This window comes from Streptoverticillium reticulum, from assembly GCF_047456005.1.
In the GTDB taxonomy this organism is placed as follows: Bacteria; Actinomycetota; Actinomycetes; order Streptomycetales; family Streptomycetaceae; genus Streptomyces; species Streptomyces reticulum.
Genome location: NZ_CP179755.1, coordinates 2,149,583 through 2,168,072 on the forward strand (window position 1 = coordinate 2,149,583; position 18,490 = coordinate 2,168,072).

Consider the following 18,490-nt stretch of genomic DNA (forward strand, 5'->3'; position numbering starts at 1 on the left):
GGGCGCGGGGAACTGCGCGAGCAACCCCACCCAACCCGCAGCCGAACTCACCTCATCGGCCACTCCCCCTCGACCACCGCCCCCTCATCCCCCCGTCGGCGCAGCCACGCCTGATAGCCCGCCGCCCACTCCGCGTACCAGCGCCGCTGGTCCGCGTGCAGCTGCCGGATGTCCGCCTCCCCCACCTCCGGATACCGCGCGGCCACCGCCCGCGCAACCCGCACCGCGGCGAGGGCGTCCGCGCCCGCCTCGTGCGCCCCGGCCAGCTCGACGCCGTACTCCTCGCACGTCGCGCCCAGCGTCCGCCTGCCCTTGCGGTAGCGGTCGACCGCGCGGTCGATGGTGAACGGATCGACGACCGGGCCCACTTCGGCCCCCTCGCCCAGCCGCTCGCCCAGCGACGGCAGCCCGTGCCGGCGCAGCTCCGCCTCCAGGAGGCTCAGGTCGAAGCGGGCGTTGTAGGCGACGACCGGCACGCCCATCGACCAGTGCCCGGCCAGCGCGGCCGCTATCTCCTCGGCCACCTCACGGGCGGGGCGGCCGCGGGCCGCCGCCTCCTCGCTCGAGATGCCGTGTATCGCCGCCGCCTCGGCCGGAATGGGCACCCCCGGATCAGCCAGCCAGTGCCGGCTCCCCAGGAGCACCCCGCCCTTGGTCTCCACGACAGCCGCCGTGACGATCCTGGCCTGCGCCGGATCCGTGCCCGTGGTCTCCAGGTCGAAGCCGACCAGCAGCTCACCGTGCCAGCCCATGGCGATCCCCCCTCAGGTGGTGCTTCCCCCGTCTGGTCACCCAGCCTGCCACGCACCACTGACAACCGGCCCTCCCGGCCGGAAAGGGCCGCTCAGGACACCGCTCAGGACACCGCTCAGGACACCGCTCAGGGCACCGCTCAGGGCACCGCTGAGGAAATCCGCTCAGGACACCGGCCGGGAGTCCGACCACACGCCCTCGAACTCCTCGCGGTAGGTCTCGAAGAGCCCGCCGGTGTCGTCGGCGCCGCGCCCCTCACGCACCACGGACCGGCCGCTCCCGCGCAGCACCAGCACCGGCGACTCCATGCCGCGCGCCTTGCGCAGGTACGACTGCACGACGGCGAGTCCGTCCGGTCCGTCCCCATTGACCAGATACGCCGTGAAGCGCGGCGTCTCGTCGAAGACGCGGATCTCGAAGGCCCCGGGGTCGCGCAGCCGGTCGCGGACCCGGCGCATGTGCATGATGTTCATCTCGACGGACCTGCTCATCTCGCCCTTCTTGATGCCCAGTTCCCGTTCCCGGCGGCGCACCGCGCTGCTGGCCGGGTTGAGGAAGAGCAGCCGGGCCCGGCAGCCGGACTCGGCGAGGCGGACCAGGCGGCGCCCGGAGTAGTTCTGGACGAGCAGGTTGAGGCCTATGCCGACGGCGTCCAGGCGGCGGGCGTTGCCGAAGAGGTCCTCGACGGGCAGCTGCCGCTGCAGGCGCACGCGGTCCGGGTGCACGCCGACGACGTCGGCGTAGCGGTCGCCGACGAGGTCCTCGACGGCGTCTATGGGCAGCCGGTCGGCGGAGGTGGGGCCCGTCCCGCTGCCGCCGAGGATGTCGAGCAGGCGGGCCGAGGCCCGTTCGGCCTGGGCGAGGACGGTCTGGGAGAGCGCGCGGTTGCGGGAGACGACGTTGCGGGCGACCTCCAGCTCGTCCAGTGCCAGTTCGAGCTCGCGCCGGTCGTCCAGGTAGGGCTCGAAGCAGGGCCAGTGCTGGACGAGCAGTTCACGCAGCTGGGGCAGGGTGAGGAAGCTGAGGACGTTGTCGTCGGCCGGGTCGAGCAGATAGCCCTTGCGCCGGCTGACCTCCCGTACGGCCGCGGCGCGCTGCACCCACTCCTGCCCGGCGGGGCCCGCGGCGGCGACGACCCACTCGTCCTCGCCGTGCACCGGCTCGTAGACCGGCCGCAGCACGGCGGCGACGACGGCGCGCAGCCGCTGTTCCACCAGGTTCAGCCAGATGTAGGCCCGCCCGGCCCGGCGGGCGCGCGTGCGCACCTCGCCCCAGGCTCCGCTGTCCCAGTCCAGTTCCGCGCCGATCTCCCTGGGACGCGTCAGGGACACCACACCGGGTGGTGTGCCGGTCGAACCGTCTCCCTCGGGACAGCCGTCTCCGGGGGGCAGCTCCAGTCCGCCCGAGCTCACCTGTGCACCCGCCTTCCGCCCCCGTCCAACGATCAAGGCAGATTACTGTGCGGGCGGGACGCGGCGCACACGCGCTCCACCGGGCTTCGGCCAACTGGGTCCATCGGCCGCCGTGTTGTCCTCGGCCCGGGCGGAGCACGTGAGCTGATTCATAGCCAGATCGTCCTCGGGTCGTCCTGCGGCCACCGTGCGCCCCTCGTGCGGTCGTCCTCCGGGCCGCTGCTGTCACCCGCTTGGACGAGCTTCGCCGTCCCGCCGGTTGCCCCCTGCGGACGCTCGTCCGCACCGGATGCACCGCCGGTGCTCCGTGAGCGCCGGTGTGAATGACCGGGAAGAGACGCTGCGAGGTGGAAGACTCCCTCCATGCAGGTGTGGCCTGGACAGGCGTACCCCCTCGGCGCCACGTACGACGGCGCCGGGACGAACTTCGCGGTGTTCTCCGAGGCCGCCGAGCGGGTCGAGTTGTGCCTGTTGCACGAGGACGGCTCCGAGACTGCGGTGGAACTGCGGGAGAGCGACGCCTTCGTGTGGCATGCGTATCTGCCCGGCGTGATGCCCGGTCAGCGGTACGGCTTCCGGGTGCACGGCCCGTACGAGCCGGGGCGCGGGCAGCGCTGCAACTCCGCGAAGCTGCTGCTCGACCCGTACGCGAAGGCGATCAGCGGCGCGGTGGACTGGGGCGAGGCGGTCTACGGCTATCCCTTCGGACGCCCGGACAAGCGCAATGACCTTGATTCCGCACCCCACATGATGACGTCCGTAGTGGTCAATCCGTATTTCGACTGGGGCAACGACCGCCCGCCGCGCACCGACTACCACCGCACGGTCATCTACGAGGCCCACGTCAAGGGTCTGACGATGCTTCACCCCGCACTGCCGGAGGAGATCCGCGGCACGTACGCAGGGCTCGCCCACCCCGCACTCATCGGGCATCTCACAGAACTGGGCGTGACGGCGATCGAGCTGATGCCGGTCCATCAGTTCGTCAACGACCACCGGCTGGTGGACGCGGGGCTGGCCAACTACTGGGGCTACAACACCATCGGCTTCTTCGCCCCGCACAACGCCTATGCCTCCTGGGGCGACCGGGGCCAGCAGGTGCTGGAGTTCAAGCAGGCGGTGCGGGCGCTGCACGCCGCGGACATCGAGGTCATCCTCGACGTCGTCTACAACCACACGGCCGAGGGCAGCGATCTGGGGCCCACGCTCTCCTTCCGGGGCCTGGACAACGCCTCGTACTACCGCCTCGCGGACGACCCGCGCTACTACATGGACACCACCGGCACCGGCAATTCCCTGCTGATGCGCAGCCCGCACGTGCTGCAGCTCATCATGGACTCGCTGCGCTACTGGGTGACCGAGATGCGCGTGGACGGCTTCCGCTTCGACCTCGCGGCCACGCTGGCCCGGCAGTTCCACGAGGTGGACCGGCTGTCGTCGTTCTTCGACCTGGTGCAGCAGGATCCGGTCGTCAGCCAGGTGAAGCTGATCGCCGAGCCGTGGGACGTCGGCGAGGGCGGCTACCAGGTCGGCAACTTCCCGCCGCTGTGGACCGAGTGGAACGGCAAGTTCCGGGACACCGTGCGCGACCTGTGGCGGGGCGAGCAGGCGACCCTGGCCGAGTTCGGCTCCCGGCTGACCGGCTCCTCCGACCTCTACCAGGGCGACGGGCGGCGGCCGCTGGCCTCCATCAACTTCGTCACCTGCCACGACGGTTTCACTTTGAACGACCTCGTCTCGTACCACCACAAGCGCAACGCGGCCAACGGCGAGGACAACCGCGACGGCGAGAGCCACAACCGCTCCTGGAACTGCGGCGCCGAGGGCGAGACGGACGACCCCGCGGTACTGGCCCTGCGCGAACGGCAGATGCGCAACTTCATCGCCACGCTCATGGTCTCCCAGGGCGTGCCCATGCTCAGCCACGGCGACGAGTTCGCCCGCACCCAGCACGGCAACAACAACGCCTACTGCCAGGACAACCCACTCTCCTGGCTGCACTGGCCGCACGCCGCCGAGGAGTCCTCGGCCCGCGCACGCAGGCTGCTCCGCTTCACCCGCTCCCTGGTGTGGCTGCGCCGCGACCACCCGGTCTTCCGGCGCCGCCGCTTCTTCCACGGCCGCCCGGTGCAGGGTACGCACGATGAACTGTCCGACATCTCCTGGTTCACACCGGATGGCGATGAAATGCGGGACAGCGACTGGCAGGCCGCCCACGCCAAGTCCCTGACCGTCTTCCTCAACGGCAGCGCCATCTCCGAACCCGGACCGCGCGGCGAGCCCGTCGTCGACGACTCCTTCCTGCTGATGTTCAACGCCCACGAGGAGCCGCTGGACTTCCTCGTCCCCGTCAACCACGGCAGGGAGTGGCAGGTCGTCGTCGACACCGCCCGCCCGGAGGGCGTCTCGACGGACGGCCCGAAGGTGGCGGCGGGCGAACGTCTGACACTGACGGACAGGAGCCTGGTGATCCTGCAGAGGCCCGCCCCGTAAGGGGCGCGGGGAACTGCGCGACCAGCCACAGACAACCCGCAGCGGCAAAGCTAGCGCTCCCGCGCAGCGGGTACGTACGTTCCATGCAGCGCAACGCATCCGGCGGCCCGCCGACGGCCACGTACCGGCTCCAGCTCCAACCGCGCTTCCCCTTTGCCGCAGCCGAGCGCAGCGTTCCGCGCCTGGCCTCCCTCGGGGTGTCCCACCTCCACCTCTCCCCCGTCCTGGAGGCCGCGCCCGGTTCCACCCACGGCTACGACGTCACCGACCACTCGGCCGTCCGGGCCGAACTCGGCGGTGAGGACGGGCTGCGGGCCCTCGCCCGCACGGCACACGCCCACGGGCTCGGCCTGATCGCCGACGTCGTGCCCAACCACATGGCCGTCCCGGTGCCCGAGCACCTCAACGGCCCGCTGTGGGAGGTCCTGCGGGACGGCCCGGCCTCGCCCTGCGCGCGCTGGTTCGACGTCGACTGGGCCGAACACGGCGGCAAGATCCTGCTGCCCGTCCTCGCGGGACGGCTCGGCGACGAGCTCGCCCACTTCCGCACCGAGGACGGCGTCCTGCACTACCGCGACCACACGTTCCCGCTGCGCCCGGGCACCGAGCAGCTGCCGCTGCCCGAGCTGCTCGACGCCCAGTGGTACCGCCCCGCGTGGTGGCGACTCGCCCGCACCGAGCTCAACTACCGCCGGTTCTTCACCGTCTCGGCGCTCATAGCGCTACGGGTCGAGGACCCGGACGTCTTCGCCGCCACCCACAGCAAACTGCTCCACCTCCTGCGCGACGGCGTCCTCGACGGCCTCCGCGTCGACCACCCCGACGGCCTCGCCGACCCGTCCGGCTACCTGCGGCGGTTGCACCATGGTGCACGGAGAAGGTGGATCGTCGTCGAAAAGATCCTCAGCGGGGACGAGCGCCTCCCCGCCGACTGGCCCGTCGCCGGCACCACCGGCTACGACACCCTCCGCCACCTGGACGGCCTCTTCACCGACCCCGAAGGCGCCACCGAACTCGCCGCCGCCTACCGCACCTTCACCGGCCGCCCCGCCGACCAGGGCGGCGACTGGCCCGCCACCGTGCGCCGCGCCGCGTACCGCATCGTCACCCACGAGCTGGCAGCCGAGGTCGAACGGCTCGTCCGGGTGGGCATCCGCGTCTGCGACTCCTCCCACGTCCTCCGCGACCACGCCCCCTGGGCCCTGCGGGCGGCCCTGCGGGAGATCCTGGTACGGCTCCCGGTGTACCGGCCCTACGCGGCACCGGGCGGCGCGACGCCCGTCGCACCGGTCGACTGGGCCATGCTGGACGAGGCCGCACAGGGCGCCCGTTCGGCCTTCACCGTGCCGGAGGAGGCAGCAGTGGTCGAAGTGGTACGGGACGCGGCCCTGGGGCGCCTGGGCGACGGACCGGACCACCGGGACTTCTGCGCCCGCTTCGCCCAGACGGCCACCGCCCTACGGGCCAAGTCGGTGGAGGACACCGCCTTCTACCGCTACGCCCCCTTGCTCTCCGCCAACGAGGTCGGCGGCACACCGGACCGCCCTGCGGTCTGCCCGACCGAATTCCACGCCTTCTGCGGACGGCTGCAGCGGGACTGGCCGTTGACGGGAACCGTGCTGTCCACGCACGACACCAAGCGGAGCGGGGACGTACGGGCACGGATCGCCGCGCTGAGCGAGTACCCGGCCCCGTGGGCCGCACTGATGCACCGGCTGTGGGCCCGGTGCCCCGCGCCCGACCCGCACGTGGCATGGGTGGCCTGGCAGAGCGCCTTCGGGTTGGGGGCGGCGGACGCGGGGCGGCTGGCGCCGGCGATGCGGAAGGCAGTGCGGGAGGCCGCCCTTCTCACGACGTGGACGGAGCCGGATGCCGCCTACGAGGCGGCGGTCGAGGCGTTTGTTGCCGCCGGACCGGGCGGGGTGCTGCACGAGGAACTCGTGCGTCTCGCCGACGAGGCCGAGCCGTCGATCCGGGCCCACACGCTGGGGGCGGCACTGCTGCACCTGACCATGCCGGGGGTGCCGGACCTGTACATGGGGACGGAGACCGTGTACCGAGCACTCGTCGACCCGGACAACCGGAAACCGCCGGAGGACGGCGGCCGCCCCGCGGTGGAAGGGCTGCCCGGGGAGAAACTGTGGCTCACGCGAGCGGCGTTGCGCCTGCGGCGCGCACATCCGGAGTGGTTCGGTGCCGCATCGTCGTACGAACCGTTCGCGGCCGTCGGGCCTGCGGCCGACCACTGCATCGCGTTCGGCCGCGCGGGCCACGTCGTCGCGGTCGCAACACGGTTGCCTCGCCGGCTGGCCGGGGGCGGTGGCTGGCGGGGTACGGTGCTCCCCCTCCCCGGGGGCGGGGCCTGGCGCGATGCGCTCAGCGGGCACGCCCACCCCGCGGGCCCGCCGGTGCCCCTGGCGGAGCTGTTGGGGGCGGCGCCGGTGGCGTTGCTGGTGCGGGAGTGAAGCCGGTTAGGCGGTGGTGCGGAGTCCGGCGACGAACGCCGCCCAGGAGGGGGCGGGGATGGTGAGGGGGTGAAGGGTGGGGTTTTTGGAGTCGCGTATGCGGATGTGGGGACGCGGATCCTCAAGTTTTTCGGCGTGTTGTGAGGATTTGGGGTGGCAGATCTCGACGCACGCATCCCCGTTCTCGTGACTGTGGGAGGACTTGATCCAGGCAGCCTCAACGCAGTTGGTTCCGTTTTGGCCACTAAAGGACGACTTGAACCAGAACGCTTCGTTCATTACCGTGCCTGCTCTTTCGCTAGCCTTTCCAAGAACTTAGGCGTCTCCCCTGGCCCCAGCGCGCCCGCGCACATGGCGTCGAACCTGCGCGTGTGCTTCCAGATCTCCGCCTGCTTGTCGACGAGGGTCACCGACTTGGCTTCGTCGATTTCCACGACCGTCGGCATCGGAGGATCGAAGTCCATCAGGACGAAATTGCCGGAAGCGCGATAGGCAGGGGTAGCCAGGGGCATGATCTGCACCGTCACGTTGTCGAGCTTGGCCAGCTCAGCGATCAAGGCGTATTGCTCACGCATCACCTCATCGCTGCCGATGACCAGTCGTAGGGCAGCTTCGCTCATGATGACCCTCAGTTCCACAGGATTGTGGGTCCTGGTGATCAGGTGCCTCCGCTCCATGCGGAGCGCGAGGCTTTGCTCCACGAACTCGGTCGTCGTTTCTTCAACCGGCTTCGCGGTCTCGAACATGGCGCGCGCGTAGTTCTCCGACTGCAACAGCCCGTACACGACCTCCGGCTGCCAGCCCCGCACACGCCGCGCGTCCCGTTCCAGCCCGACGAACATCGCCATGCCCGAGGGCATGATGTTCCGATACGGGCTCCACCAGTCCCGACTCAGCGATTCCCGCTGGATCTGGACGAGGAACTCAACATCCTCCTCGTCCTCCAGCCCGTACCGCTCGCACAGATTGCGAAGGTCCTGGACCTTGTCCAGGCTCGTCAGCCCGCGCTCGACCCGCCACAGCTTCGTCTCACTGAAGCCCAGGCCCTCGACCGCCTGGGCGGGCGTCATCCCGGCGCGGTCCCTGAGCCGCCGGAGCTCCTTGCCGAGCTGCACCCTGCGAAGCGTCGGCCCCGTCTTCACTGCCATCCGTGAACCCTCCTGTGCCGGGCTCGGTGGCGCGGCTGTCCCCTGGGCACGCGCGCGTATCCGCTGGGCGATACCCCGTGCCCACCGCACCAAACCCCGTGCCCTGCACGTCGAATATGCCACTTTCGGCGAGAGTGTCGCCGCAACTTGCAGACCAACTCTTGCAGCCCGCACGCTGGTTGAGCCGCCGAACCACCACGTTCGGTAGTGCGCCCGAACACCCCCACAACCCGAAAGGCGCCCCCATGCCCTCACCACGCATCCGTGCGCTGGCCCTCATCCTCAACGGCGACGGCAAGGTGCTGCTCGTCTCGCCGTACTGCAAGGGCGCCCCGAACGCCGGACGAAACTTCCAACTGCCGGGCGGAACCGCGTGGGAGGACGAACCGGCGTGGGAGGCGATGGTGCGCGAGGGCAAGCGGGCGACGGGGCTGGCCCTGTCGCCCGTCCGGCTCGTACTGACCGACTTCACGCCGCGCGACCACCGCACGTGCGCGCCGGCCGCGATCGACTTCGTCTATCAGACGCTGACGATCGCGGACGACACGGCCGTCCGCCTGGCGCACCCGAACAGCGGTCACGTGCCCGAGCTGGTCTCGTACAAGTGGCTGACGCAGCACGAGTTGCACACGCACTGCACCACGTACCAGGCCCACAGAGTGGCCGCAGCCCTGTACGCCGCTCGCACCGGAACCTGCGCCGAACTCCACGCAGGGCGGCCGGCGTACGCGCACGTCGCGTGACCGTCGAAAGCAGCGATCGGCCCCCGCCACGAAGCGGCAGGGGCCAACACACAGAACCGGGAGATCAGCCCCCGTTCACCCCGTTGAACGGCGGCTTCGTGCCGTCGAGTCCGGCGCGGATCTGCTGCGAGAGCGCGCCCGTCGTCGGGTCGTCGCCGTCGAGCGAGTAGGCCATGACGCCGCCCAGCTTGAGCGCCTTGGCATGGGCCGCCTTGCGGTAGACGAGGGTCGGGTCGTCGAAGGTCCAGAAGACGTGGTCCGTCTCGCTGTACCGCCAGGCGTAGCTGCAGTTGGCCTTGTCCGGGCTGTAGTACACCTTGTAGCTGTCGCCGAGCTTCGCGATCTCGCGGTAGTCGTTGACGCCCGGCTCGTACTTGCCGGGCGCGGGGCCGGTTGCCGTGTTGTGCAGGCCGTCGGGGTTCTGCGTTCCCACGCCGCTCCAGCCGCGGCCGTAGTACGGGATCCCGAAGGTGAGCTTCGACCGGACGTTCTCCCCCGCCGCCTTGATCCAGGCGTCGACCGCGGCCTCCACGGTGAGCCCGGTGGCCGGCGGGAGGAGGGCGGACTGCTGGTCGGTGGTGTTCTCCCACGCTCCGTGGAAGTCGTATCCCTGGATGTTGCCGAAGTCGAGGCACTTCATGACCTCTGATGCGTCCCAGCCGGCCGCCATGATTCCCGGGTCGGCGGGGAGGAAGGCGGTCAGCAGGTACTTCCCGCCGCGCGGCGGGTAGTTGCGGACCAGCTCGGGGTCGTCCAGCTGCTTGCGGAACTCCTTCAGGAGCGCGACGAAATTCGCCTTGTCGTGCACCGGGTCGAACTTGTTCCCGGGAAGTCCCTTGTCGCAGCCGGGCCATTCCCAGTCGATGTCGACGCCGTCGAAAATCCCCTTGGCCACGCCGGTGCCGCCGAATTCCTGCTTCTTGGTGATCTCCTGCGGGTTCTGCCAGTTCTGCACCCAGATCTCCGTGGGGATGTTCCCCTTGATGAAGAGGTCGATGCACGAGGAGACCAGGTCCTTGCGCCCCTGCTCGGTGGCCGCGGCGAGCGAGAAGTTGCGGCTGTACGTCCAGCCGCCGAGCGAGACGAGGACCTTCAGCTGCTGGTGCTTCTGCTTGAGCTTCTTGAGCTGGTTGAAGTTGCCCATGAGGGCCTGTGCACCCCAGCCGGGGTCGTTGGAGCCGATGGGTTCCTTGCCCGAACCCGCGATGAACGGGGTGAGGTAGTCCGCGCCGGCGTCCTCGGCGTTGATCCCGGCGTCCGCGTGGTTCGGCTTGTCCTTGTCGAGGGCCCTGACCTCCTCGAAGCAGCGGTACCCCGAGTACCCCTCGGGATACTTCGGGGACGCCGGCACATCACCCGAGGTGATGTTCTCGAAGGCGTAGTTGAGGATGGTCAGCCGCTCCGCCGTGCCGTTGTCGTCGATGGTTTTGAGGAACACCTTGCGCTCGTAGATGGACCATTGGGGAAAGTACCCGATGAATTCCATGGCGCCCCCTTCTGCATTCCGTTTTCTTTCGACGCCCAACAGCCTTGCGCGCAGCATCGTTTCCCCAAAAGGTCGGCTTTGCGCCAGGGGTCGTGGAGCGGCCTTTACACGCCGCCCGATTCGACTGCCGGCCACCGGCCCGGTCATCGCATATGCCACTTGTATGGCGGGCTGCCCCACACTCGCCTGCCCCCAGCCCCAGCTGTTCACGTCAGGCACTCCCACCGAGATCGCCCGCATGCGTGCGAACACCCGGCAATGGCCGAGCACATGCCGTTGCCGGGTGTTCCGGCACGCCCGACGGCTCCGCACTGCGACGCGCACCCACCCGCACAGCGGGCGACCGGTGTTCGTGCGGCCGGATATGTGTGCCGCCCGGGACATCGATCGTGCGTTCCCTCATCCGCGAAACGGTACGGGGACCTGCGGTGCGGCGGCACCGCAGTTTTCACGCGCCGGGGCGTGTCCGGACCCGGCGACGGTGTGCGCAATCCGGGTGAACGTCGGAGCATGCCCCGCTCCCCCGCCCCGCCGGACAGATACAGATGGGGCCGCGCCCCCGTGGCGCCTCCCGATCCCCGGCTCCGGAAAGGCCCACGTGAAGCCTCTGCACTCCTTGGCCGCCGTCGCCCTGGCGGCCGGCACGCTGGCCACGGTCGTCTCTGTCGCGCCGGCCGCTCAGGCGAAGGATCTGCCGACCTACACCTGCACCTCCAAGCTCGCGCTGCACCACCAGGTCGACGAGCACAGCCCCTACCACGACACCATCGGCGAGAACTGCAACGTGCCCAACAGGGCTGTGGGCGGCGAGAACTGGACCTCAGGCGTCGACCTGCTCGGCAATCATCTGGGCAACGCCGACGGGGACACGACACACCCGTTCCGGCTCAGGAGTTCCGAGCGGACCGTGGTGTGCGACATGCCCATGAGGCGGAACTCCCTGAACCAGGACGTCTACGGGCACACCATCCGCGACCGGGGACGTCAGCTGACCAACGCGTACTGCAAGCAGGTCAAGGGCAAGTGACCGGCGCGACGTCCCCGAGCCGCCCGACCTGGTCCGGGTCCGTGGCCCAGCAGTAGAAGAACGGGCCGGCGTCGGCGAGGCGGGCCCACGTCAGAGTGCGGTCACTCTACTGCGACCGTGACGGACCCGGCCACGCATTTACGTCACGTATTTACGCTGGCAGTGGCACGATGAGCGGCACCGCCGTCGAAGGGAGCCGGTCGTGCTGTTCGAGGTGTGGGCGCCCAGGGCGCGGCGGCGCGTGACCCTTCACGTGGACGGTGCCGCGTACGCCATGGAGCCCGATCCCGTCCGCGTCGGCTGGTGGTGCTGCTCCGCCCCCGCCTCCGTCGGAAGCCGGTACGGGTTCGCCCTGGACGGCGGTCCCCTGCTCCCCGACCCGCGCTCGCGGCGCCAGCCCGACGGGCCGGACGGGCTCAGCGCCGTCGTCAGCCCCTCCCGGTTCGCCTGGCGGCAAGGGGCCTGGCCCGGGCGGCCGTTGGCGGGGGCCGTGCTGTACGAGCTGCATGTCGGGACGTTCACCGGCGAGGGCACCTTCGACGCCGCCACCGAACGGCTCGGGCACCTGGCCGAGTTGGGGATCACGCATGTGGAGCTGATGCCGGTGTGCCCCTTCCCGGGCACGCACGGGTGGGGGTACGACGGCGTGGCACCGTGGGCCGTCCACGAGCCCTACGGCGGGCCGGACGGGCTCGTGCGGTTCGTGGACGCCGCGCATGCGCACGGGCTGGGCGTCGTGCTCGACGTCGTGCACAACCACCTCGGCCCCTCCGGCAACCATCTGCCCGTCTTCGGGCCGTACTTCACCGACACCCACCACACGCCGTGGGGCGCTGCCGTCAACCTCGACGCACCCGGCTCGGACGAGGTCCGGGCGTACTTCGTGGGCAGCGCCCTGGCCTGGCTGCGCGACTACCGGCTCGACGGGCTGCGCCTGGACGCCGTGCACGCGCTCGCCGACACCCGGCCCCGGCACTTCCTGGCCGAGCTCTCGGCCGCCGTGGACGGGCTGGCCCGGCGCCTCGGCCGGCCCCTCTTCCTCGTCGCCGAGTCCGACCTCGACGACCCGGTCACCATCACACCGCGCGAGGCCGGCGGCCACGGCATCCACGCCCAGTGGAACGACGACTTCCACCACGCCCTGCACACCGCCCTCACCGGCGAATCCCGGGGCTACTACGCCGACTTCGCCGCCGACCCGGCGCACGCCCTCGCCAAGACGCTGCGCGGGGGCTTCTTCCACGACGGTTCGTACTCCTCCTTCCGCGGCCGCCGGCACGGCCGCCCGCTGGACACCCGCACCACTCCCGCGCACCGGCTGCTCGCCTACTCCCAGACCCACGACCAGATCGGCAACCGGGCTCTCGGCGACCGGCTCTCCGCCCGCCTCTCCCCCGGCCTGCTGGCCTGCGCCGCCGCACTCGTGCTGTGCGCGCCGTTCACGCCGATGCTGTTCATGGGCGAGGAGTGGGGTGCCCGTACGCCGTGGCAGTACTTCACCGACCACACGGACCCGGCCCTGGCGGAGGCCGTCCGCAAGGGCCGGCGGCGGGAGTTCGCGGCGCACGGCTGGCCGGAGGACGAGATCCCGGATCCCCAGGACCCGGCCACACGTGACCGTTCCTGCCTGGACTGGAACGAGCGGGAGCGCACTCCGCATGCGGAACTGCTCGCTTGGTACCGCCAGTTGATCGCGCTGCGGCGCACCACGCCCGAACTGACCGATCCGCACTGGACGTACGACGCCCTCTCGGTGACCGGCCCGCCCCGCCCGCTCGTCCACTTCCGGCGCGGCCCGTACGACGTCGTGGCCAACCTGGGCGACCGGCCGGCGGAACTGAACGTGGCAGCGCGCGAGGTCATCGCCTCCTGGCGGCCCATGAGCCCGCCCGCCCCGGACGGCACGCTGCGGCTGCCGCCGGAGACGGCGGCGGTGCTGCGCTGACCGGGTTTGCACCCCGGTACGAGGGGACGGACCCTGAAAGTGACGCGATCACGCCACGAAGGAGTGAGGATCATGCGTACGCTCCTCAGGGCCCGCCTGGACACGCACACCGCGAACGAGGCGATCAGAAACGGCACCATGCCCGAGCACATCCAGACGATGCTGGACAAGCTCCACCCCGAAGCGGCCTACTTCACCACGATGGACGGAGGCCGCTCGTGCCTCTTCGTCTTCGACCTGCAGGACCCGTCACAGCTCCCCGGCCTCGTGGAGACGCTCTTCCTGGAGCTGGAGGCCGAGGTCGAGGTGCACCCGGTCATGAACGTGGACGACCTGCGCAAGGGGCTTGGCGGGATCAGGCGGGGCTGAGGCACCCCGCTAAGCAGCCCCGATGGTCCGGTCCCCGTACTCGATCGACACCGTGATGCGAGCGCCGAGCGCCGCGGCATACCTGCGCATCGTCTCGAAGTTGTGGATCTCGCCCCGCTCGATCTGGGACACCCGGGCCTGGGAGATGCCGACCGAGACCGCGACCTGTGCCTGAGTGAGGCCCTGCTCCTCACGGATCTCGCGCAGGTGATGTCCGAGCACGTACGCCTCAGTCGCCGTGCGCGCCGCCTGCTTGCGGGTCTCCCATTCCGCATCGGAGGTTTCGGGATGCGCCTCGCGAACTCGGCGCTTCGCCTCAACCCAGCTGCTGTAGCCACTCATCGGGCATCACCGTCCTCTCCTGTGCGTCGCACGTCGGCCAGGTACTCGTCGTAGCGGGCCTCGGCAAGCGGGATCGCATCGACGTACCACTGGCTCCAACGACCGGCCTTGTCCCCCGCCACGAGAAGAATCGCCTCACGCTCGGGATCGAACACGAACAAAAGACGCACTTCCGTGCGGCCCCCGCTCGCCGGACGCAGTTCCTTGAGGTTGTGGATGCGACTGCCATGGATGCGGTCCACGAGCGGCCGCCCGAGCATCGGGCCTCTGCCCGCCAAGGCGTCGATCGCCGCTTCGACCAGATCCGCACTGCCCGGGTCCTCTTCCGTCAGCTTCAGCAGCCACAGCTCCACCGCTGGATGGAGCCTGATCTCCCAGTTCATGCTCCGCATCTCAGCGTACGCCGCCGAGCGAAAAAGCGAATCCTTATACCGGCAGCTCAACGGGTGAACGAAAGCTCCATTTGTTGACCCGCCCGCTCACCCCTCCGCCGGCACCAGCCGCAGCGAGATCGAGTTGATGCAGTACCGCTGGTCCGTCGGCGTCGGGTAGCCCTCGCCCTCGAAGACGTGGCCCAGGTGCGAGCCGCAGCGCGCGCAGCGCACCTCCGTGCGGAGCATGCCGTGGGAGCGGTCCTCGACGAGTTCGACGGCCGACGAGTCCCTCGGGTCGTAGAAGCTCGGCCAGCCGCAGTGGCTCTCGAACTTCTCGGTGGAGCGGAAGAGTTCGGCGCCGCACGCGCGGCAGGCGTAGACGCCTTCCGTCTTCGTGTCGGTGTACTCGCCGCGGAACGCGGGCTCGGTGCCCGCCTGGCGGAGCACCTGGTACTCCGCCGGGGTCAGCTCCGCGCGCCACTGCTCGTCCGGCTTCTCGACCTCGTACGTCATCGGCCGTGTCCTCTCTCGGCTCAGCTCTCCAGGCGGGCCAGGATCTTCGGGCCGAGGTCCGTGACGTCGCCCGCGCCCATCGTGAGAACGAGATCGCCGGGGCGGGCCATTCCCGCGATCACCTCGGGGATCGCCGTCATGTCGGACTCGGGGCGGACGTCGGCGCCCGCGGCGCGGGCGGCGTCGATGATCAGGGCGCTGGTGATGCCGGGGACCGGGTCCTCGCGGGCCGGGTAGATGTCCAGGACCACGGAGGAGTCGGCGAGGGCGAGGGCCTGGCCCATCTCGGTGCCGAGCTCCTGGGTGCGGCTGAAGAGGTGCGGCTGGAAGACGACGAGGACGCGGGAGCCGGCGGCGGCGCCGCGGATGGCCTCCAGGTCGGCGGTCATCTCGGTGGGGTGGTGGGCGTAGGAGTCGATCACCTGGACGCCGTTCGCCTCGCCCTTGAGCTGCAGGCGACGGCCGACGCCGGTGAACGTGCCGAGGGCCGGGGCGAGTTCGTCCGCCGGGATGCCGAGGGCGGCACCGGCCGCGAGGGCGGCGACCGCGTTGTGCGCGTAGTGGCGGCCGGGGACGGAGACGCCGAAGGTGAGCGTGCGGCCCTTGAGGTCGACGGTGACCTCGCTGGTCAGGCCGCGCGGGATGACCTTGAGGACGCGGACGTCGGCGTCCTCGGCCTCGCCGTAGGTGACGACCTCGATGTCCTGGCGGTCGATGCGCCGGGTCAGCTCGCGGGCGCCGTCCTGGTCGGCGGCGACGACGAGCGTGCCGCCGGGGCGGATGCGGCCGACGAAGGTCGCGAAGGACTCGTAGATCTCCTCCATCGACGCGTAGTTGGCGTGGTGGTCCAGCTCCACGTTGAGGATGATCGCGACCTCGGGCGCGTACTTGTGGAAGCTGCGGTCGCTTTCGTCCGCCTCGGCCACGAAGATCTCGCCGCTGCCGTGCGCGGCGTTGGTGCCGGGGCCGGCCAGGTCGCCGCCGATGGCGTACGAGGGCGCCAGGCCCAGCGCGCCGAGGGAGACGGCCAGCATGGACGTGGTGGTCGTCTTGCCGTGGGTGCCGGCGACGGCGATCGGGCGCAGGCCGTCCATCAGGCGGGCCAGCGCGTCCGAGCGGTGCACGACGGGGATGCCGCGCTCGGCGGCCGCGGCCAGCTCGGGGTTGTCGGCGCGGATCGCGCTGGAGACGACCACGCAGGTGGCGTCCTCGGCGAGGTGCTCCGCGGCGTGCCCGATGTGCACCGTGGCGCCCAGGGCGCGCAGCGCCTCGGCCGTCGCCGACTCCTTGGCGTCGCTGCCCGCGACGGCCGCACCGCGCTGGGCGAGGATCTTGGCGATGCCCGACATGCCGGCGCCGCCGATGCCGATGAAGTGCGGTCGGTCCATCGTCGTGGGGACGGCCGGTGCCATGTGCGGTGCTCCCTGTGCTCGTGGGCGTTCGCCACGATTCTCGCACCCGTCAGACGGGGCGGATCAACCCGGCCGCCAGGCCCGCCGTCACCGCCGCCGTGCGGCTGTCCACGCCGAGCTTCCCGTAAATGTGCACGAGGTGGGTCTTGACCGTCGCCTCGCTGATGAACAGGCGGCGGGAGATCTGCCGGTTGGCCAGGCCCTCGGCCAGGAGTCCCAGGATCTCGGTCTCCCGCGGCGAGAGGGTGGGCCGGCCGCCCGCCCGGACGCGGCCGAGCAGCCGGGCCGCGACCGGCGGGGCGAGGACGGTCTCGCCGCGGGCCGTGGCGTGCACGGCGGCGGCGACGTCCTCGGGGGGCGCGTCCTTGAGCAGGTACCCGGTGGCGCCCGCCTCGACGGCGGCGAGGATGTCGGCGTCGGTGCTGTAGGTGGTGAGGATCAGCACGGCGGGCGGGGAGGGCAGGGCGGTGATGTGCCGGGTGGCCTCGACGCCGTGCATGCCCGCGCCCATCTGGAGGTCCATGAGGACGACGTCCGGGCGGGCGCCCGCGCCGAGCGCGTCGAGCAGCCGCAGCGCCTCGGCGCCGTCGGCCGCCTCGCCGACGGCCTCGACGTCGGGCAGCTCGTCGACCATGGCGCGCAGGCCGCGGCGGACGACGGGGTGGTCGTCGACGAGCAGGACCCGGACGGGGGTGACGACGCTCATGCGGCCGCCCTCCCCGGCGCGGCGACCTGCGCCCCGGCAGCGGAACCCACCGGCACCACCGCCGCCACCGCCGTCCCCTCGCCCGGGGCGGACTCCACCGTCAGGGTGCCGCCCAGTTCCGCGATGCGCTCGTGCATGCCGTGCAGGCCGAACGTGCGGCGGCCGTCGGAGGGGATCTCGCCGGGGACGAAGCCCACGCCGTCGTCGTACACGTCCAGGGCCACCTGGCCGTCCAGGTAGGCCAGGGTCACCGCGGCGTGCTCGGCGCGGGCGTGGCGGGCGACGTTGGCGAGGGCCTCCTGGGTCAGGCGCAGCAGGGCCACCTCGGTCTCGACGGGCAGCGGGCAGGGCTCGCCGTCCACGCGGAAGACGGCGCCCGGCACGGTGCGCGCGGTGGTGCGGCGCAGGGCCTCGGGCAGCGGGGCGTCCTCCAGGGCGGGCGGGGTGAGGGCCTGGACGAAGCGGCGGGCCTCGGCGAGGTTGTCCGCGGCGGTGCGGCCGATCTCGCGGACCCGGGCGCGGGCCGCCGCGCCGGGCGCGGTCTCGGCGGCGCGGGCGAGCAGGACGATGCTGGACAGGCCCTGGGCGAGGGTGTCGTGGATCTCGCGGGCGAGCCGCTGCCGCTCGGCGAGGCGGCCCGCCTCGCGCTGGGCAGCGGCGAGTTCGTCGCGCGTGCGCACCAGGTCGTCGATCAGGCGCTGCCGCTTCTGGCTCTCGCGGTACAGCGCGGCGTAGCCGTACCCGGTCATGATCGCGACCGCGGCGCCGGCCACCGGGCCGATCACCTTGGCCGCGGTGAGGCCGCCGGGCGCCGCGGCCTGTGCGGCCACGACGGCGGCGGTCGCGGCGGCGATCGCGGGGTGCGACCGGCGCACCGGCAGGACGTGCAGGTAGAGGAAGAAGAGCGGGAAGGCGACGTAGCTGGAGCGCGGGTCCATCGCCAGCAGCACCAGCCACAGGGCGGTGACGGCGATCAGCCACGGCACGGGACGGTCCCGGTGCCGGACGACCCCGGCCGCGTACACCGCGGCCAGCACCGCGCCCGGCAGCAGCACGAGCGCGGTTTCCTCCCCGAGCAGGGCGGGCCCCAGGGCCACGGCGAGCAGCGCGTAGAACGCGATGTGCACGGCGAGCCGGACCACCCGCAGCGAGGGCACGTCGGGGGCCGCGGGCGCGGGCGGGGGGCTGGTTCTGCTCACCCCGTCGAGCGTACGGGCCTCCTGCCCGGGCGCTTTCCCCCGGGACCGTCAACCCTTCGGTTGATTTCCGGACCACTCCCCTTCCCGATACCGCCGGGAGCGC

General features: G+C 71.2%; 17 protein-coding genes. 6 read left to right on the top strand and 11 right to left on the bottom strand.

The genetic code is table 11. The features are described 5' to 3' along the window. Positions 1 to 47: 47 nt before the first annotated feature. Both ACMATS_RS09700 and ACMATS_RS09705 read right to left on the bottom strand, forming a co-directional pair. Positions 48 to 752, bottom strand: coding sequence for a 3'-5' exonuclease (locus tag ACMATS_RS09700; protein WP_390778232.1), 705 nt, complete (start codon positions 750 to 752; stop codon positions 48 to 50). A gap of 165 nt (positions 753 to 917) precedes the next feature. Then, the gene (locus ACMATS_RS09705; protein WP_414167682.1) at positions 918 to 2,165 is read right to left on the bottom strand and encodes an SAV2148 family HEPN domain-containing protein; all 1,248 of its coding nucleotides are present in this window, start codon (positions 2,163 to 2,165) and stop codon (positions 918 to 920) included. Positions 2,166 to 2,528: 363 nt separating this feature from the next. Between ACMATS_RS09705 and glgX the strand changes: the two genes are divergently transcribed. Next, positions 2,529 to 4,658 carry a glycogen debranching protein GlgX gene (glgX, locus tag ACMATS_RS09710; RefSeq protein ID WP_414167683.1) on the top strand — a complete coding sequence of 710 codons (2,130 nt, stop codon included), beginning with the start codon at positions 2,529 to 2,531 and terminating at the stop codon, positions 4,656 to 4,658. Positions 4,659 to 4,741: 83 nt separating this feature from the next. Further along, positions 4,742 to 7,123: a malto-oligosyltrehalose synthase gene (gene treY, locus ACMATS_RS09715; protein ID WP_414167684.1), complete on the top strand. Its 2,382-nt coding sequence runs from the start codon at positions 4,742 to 4,744 to the stop codon at positions 7,121 to 7,123. 6 nt (positions 7,124 to 7,129) lie between these two features. On the opposite strand, the gene ACMATS_RS09720 is transcribed toward treY, so the two are convergent. Beyond that, positions 7,130 to 7,402 (bottom strand): DUF397 domain-containing protein, encoded by a 273-nt coding sequence (locus ACMATS_RS09720; protein WP_414167685.1) that lies wholly within the window; start codon positions 7,400 to 7,402, stop codon positions 7,130 to 7,132. Continuing rightward, a complete protein-coding gene (locus ACMATS_RS09725) occupies positions 7,402 to 8,271 on the bottom strand; it encodes a helix-turn-helix domain-containing protein (protein WP_414167686.1) in 870 nt (289 codons plus the stop codon). The genes ACMATS_RS09720 and ACMATS_RS09725 overlap by 1 nt, the downstream gene beginning before the upstream one ends. A 245-nt stretch (positions 8,272 to 8,516) precedes the next feature. On the opposite strand from ACMATS_RS09725, the gene ACMATS_RS09730 reads away from it, so the two are divergent. Further along, positions 8,517 to 9,014 (top strand): NUDIX domain-containing protein, encoded by a 498-nt coding sequence (locus ACMATS_RS09730; protein WP_414167687.1) that lies wholly within the window; start codon positions 8,517 to 8,519, stop codon positions 9,012 to 9,014. Positions 9,015 to 9,078: 64 nt separating this feature from the next. On the opposite strand, the gene ACMATS_RS09735 is transcribed toward ACMATS_RS09730, so the two are convergent. Further along, positions 9,079 to 10,500 (bottom strand): glycoside hydrolase family 18 protein, encoded by a 1,422-nt coding sequence (locus tag ACMATS_RS09735; RefSeq protein ID WP_390778239.1) that lies wholly within the window; start codon positions 10,498 to 10,500, stop codon positions 9,079 to 9,081. 598 nt (positions 10,501 to 11,098) lie between these two features. Here ACMATS_RS09735 and ACMATS_RS09740 point away from each other — a divergent pair. The 3 genes from ACMATS_RS09740 to ACMATS_RS09750 all read left to right on the top strand — a co-directional run bounded on the left by ACMATS_RS09740 (position 11,099) and on the right by ACMATS_RS09750 (position 13,841). Then, positions 11,099 to 11,527 carry a hypothetical protein gene (locus tag ACMATS_RS09740; RefSeq protein WP_390778240.1) on the top strand — a complete coding sequence of 143 codons (429 nt, stop codon included), beginning with the start codon at positions 11,099 to 11,101 and terminating at the stop codon, positions 11,525 to 11,527. Between the two features lie 202 nt (positions 11,528 to 11,729). Continuing rightward, on the top strand, positions 11,730 to 13,472 hold the full coding sequence (gene treZ, locus ACMATS_RS09745; protein ID WP_414167688.1) for a malto-oligosyltrehalose trehalohydrolase: 1,743 nt from the start codon (positions 11,730 to 11,732) through the stop codon (positions 13,470 to 13,472). 72 nt (positions 13,473 to 13,544) lie between these two features. Next, complete coding sequence (locus ACMATS_RS09750) at positions 13,545 to 13,841, top strand: hypothetical protein (protein WP_390778242.1); 297 nt, start codon at positions 13,545 to 13,547, stop codon at positions 13,839 to 13,841. A 9-nt stretch (positions 13,842 to 13,850) separates the two neighbouring features. Here the strand turns inward: ACMATS_RS09750 and ACMATS_RS09755 are convergent, their stop codons facing one another. The 6 genes from ACMATS_RS09755 to ACMATS_RS09780 form a co-directional block, all read right to left on the bottom strand. Beyond that, positions 13,851 to 14,183: a helix-turn-helix domain-containing protein gene (locus tag ACMATS_RS09755; RefSeq protein ID WP_414167689.1), complete on the bottom strand. Its 333-nt coding sequence runs from the start codon at positions 14,181 to 14,183 to the stop codon at positions 13,851 to 13,853. Next, complete coding sequence (locus ACMATS_RS09760; RefSeq protein ID WP_414167690.1) at positions 14,180 to 14,566, bottom strand: type II toxin-antitoxin system RelE/ParE family toxin; 387 nt, start codon at positions 14,564 to 14,566, stop codon at positions 14,180 to 14,182. The genes ACMATS_RS09755 and ACMATS_RS09760 overlap by 4 nt, the downstream gene beginning before the upstream one ends. 96 nt (positions 14,567 to 14,662) lie before the next feature. Then, positions 14,663 to 15,070 (bottom strand): peptide-methionine (R)-S-oxide reductase MsrB, encoded by a 408-nt coding sequence (msrB, locus tag ACMATS_RS09765; protein ID WP_390778244.1) that lies wholly within the window; start codon positions 15,068 to 15,070, stop codon positions 14,663 to 14,665. Between the two features lie 20 nt (positions 15,071 to 15,090). After that, positions 15,091 to 16,482 carry a UDP-N-acetylmuramate--L-alanine ligase gene (murC, locus tag ACMATS_RS09770; protein WP_414167691.1) on the bottom strand — a complete coding sequence of 464 codons (1,392 nt, stop codon included), beginning with the start codon at positions 16,480 to 16,482 and terminating at the stop codon, positions 15,091 to 15,093. A gap of 49 nt (positions 16,483 to 16,531) precedes the next feature. Then, positions 16,532 to 17,188 carry a response regulator gene (locus tag ACMATS_RS09775; protein ID WP_390778246.1) on the bottom strand — a complete coding sequence of 219 codons (657 nt, stop codon included), beginning with the start codon at positions 17,186 to 17,188 and terminating at the stop codon, positions 16,532 to 16,534. Further along, positions 17,185 to 18,387, bottom strand: coding sequence for a sensor histidine kinase (locus tag ACMATS_RS09780; protein ID WP_391151076.1), 1,203 nt, complete (start codon positions 18,385 to 18,387; stop codon positions 17,185 to 17,187). The genes ACMATS_RS09775 and ACMATS_RS09780 overlap by 4 nt, the downstream gene beginning before the upstream one ends. Positions 18,388 to 18,490: the final 103 nt, after the last annotated feature.

Bases quoted from the DNA above. Each gene is read 5' to 3' on its own strand.
- ACMATS_RS09700 (WP_390778232.1), bottom strand. From the start codon at position 752: ATGGGCTGGCACGGTGAGCTGCTGGTCGGCTTCGACCTGGAGACCACG.
- glgX (WP_414167683.1), top strand. From the start codon at position 2,529: ATGCAGGTGTGGCCTGGACAGGCGTACCCCCTCGGCGCCACGTACGAC.
- treY (WP_414167684.1), top strand. From the start codon at position 4,742: ATGCAGCGCAACGCATCCGGCGGCCCGCCGACGGCCACGTACCGGCTC.
- ACMATS_RS09720 (WP_414167685.1), bottom strand. From the start codon at position 7,402: ATGAACGAAGCGTTCTGGTTCAAGTCGTCCTTTAGTGGCCAAAACGGA.
- ACMATS_RS09725 (WP_414167686.1), bottom strand. From the start codon at position 8,271: ATGGCAGTGAAGACGGGGCCGACGCTTCGCAGGGTGCAGCTCGGCAAG.
- ACMATS_RS09730 (WP_414167687.1), top strand. From the start codon at position 8,517: ATGCCCTCACCACGCATCCGTGCGCTGGCCCTCATCCTCAACGGCGAC.
- ACMATS_RS09735 (WP_390778239.1), bottom strand. From the start codon at position 10,500: ATGGAATTCATCGGGTACTTTCCCCAATGGTCCATCTACGAGCGCAAG.
- ACMATS_RS09750 (WP_390778242.1), top strand. From the start codon at position 13,545: ATGCGTACGCTCCTCAGGGCCCGCCTGGACACGCACACCGCGAACGAG.
- ACMATS_RS09755 (WP_414167689.1), bottom strand. From the start codon at position 14,183: ATGAGTGGCTACAGCAGCTGGGTTGAGGCGAAGCGCCGAGTTCGCGAG.
- ACMATS_RS09760 (WP_414167690.1), bottom strand. From the start codon at position 14,566: ATGAACTGGGAGATCAGGCTCCATCCAGCGGTGGAGCTGTGGCTGCTG.
- msrB (WP_390778244.1), bottom strand. From the start codon at position 15,070: ATGACGTACGAGGTCGAGAAGCCGGACGAGCAGTGGCGCGCGGAGCTG.
- murC (WP_414167691.1), bottom strand. From the start codon at position 16,482: ATGGCACCGGCCGTCCCCACGACGATGGACCGACCGCACTTCATCGGC.
- ACMATS_RS09775 (WP_390778246.1), bottom strand. From the start codon at position 17,188: ATGAGCGTCGTCACCCCCGTCCGGGTCCTGCTCGTCGACGACCACCCC.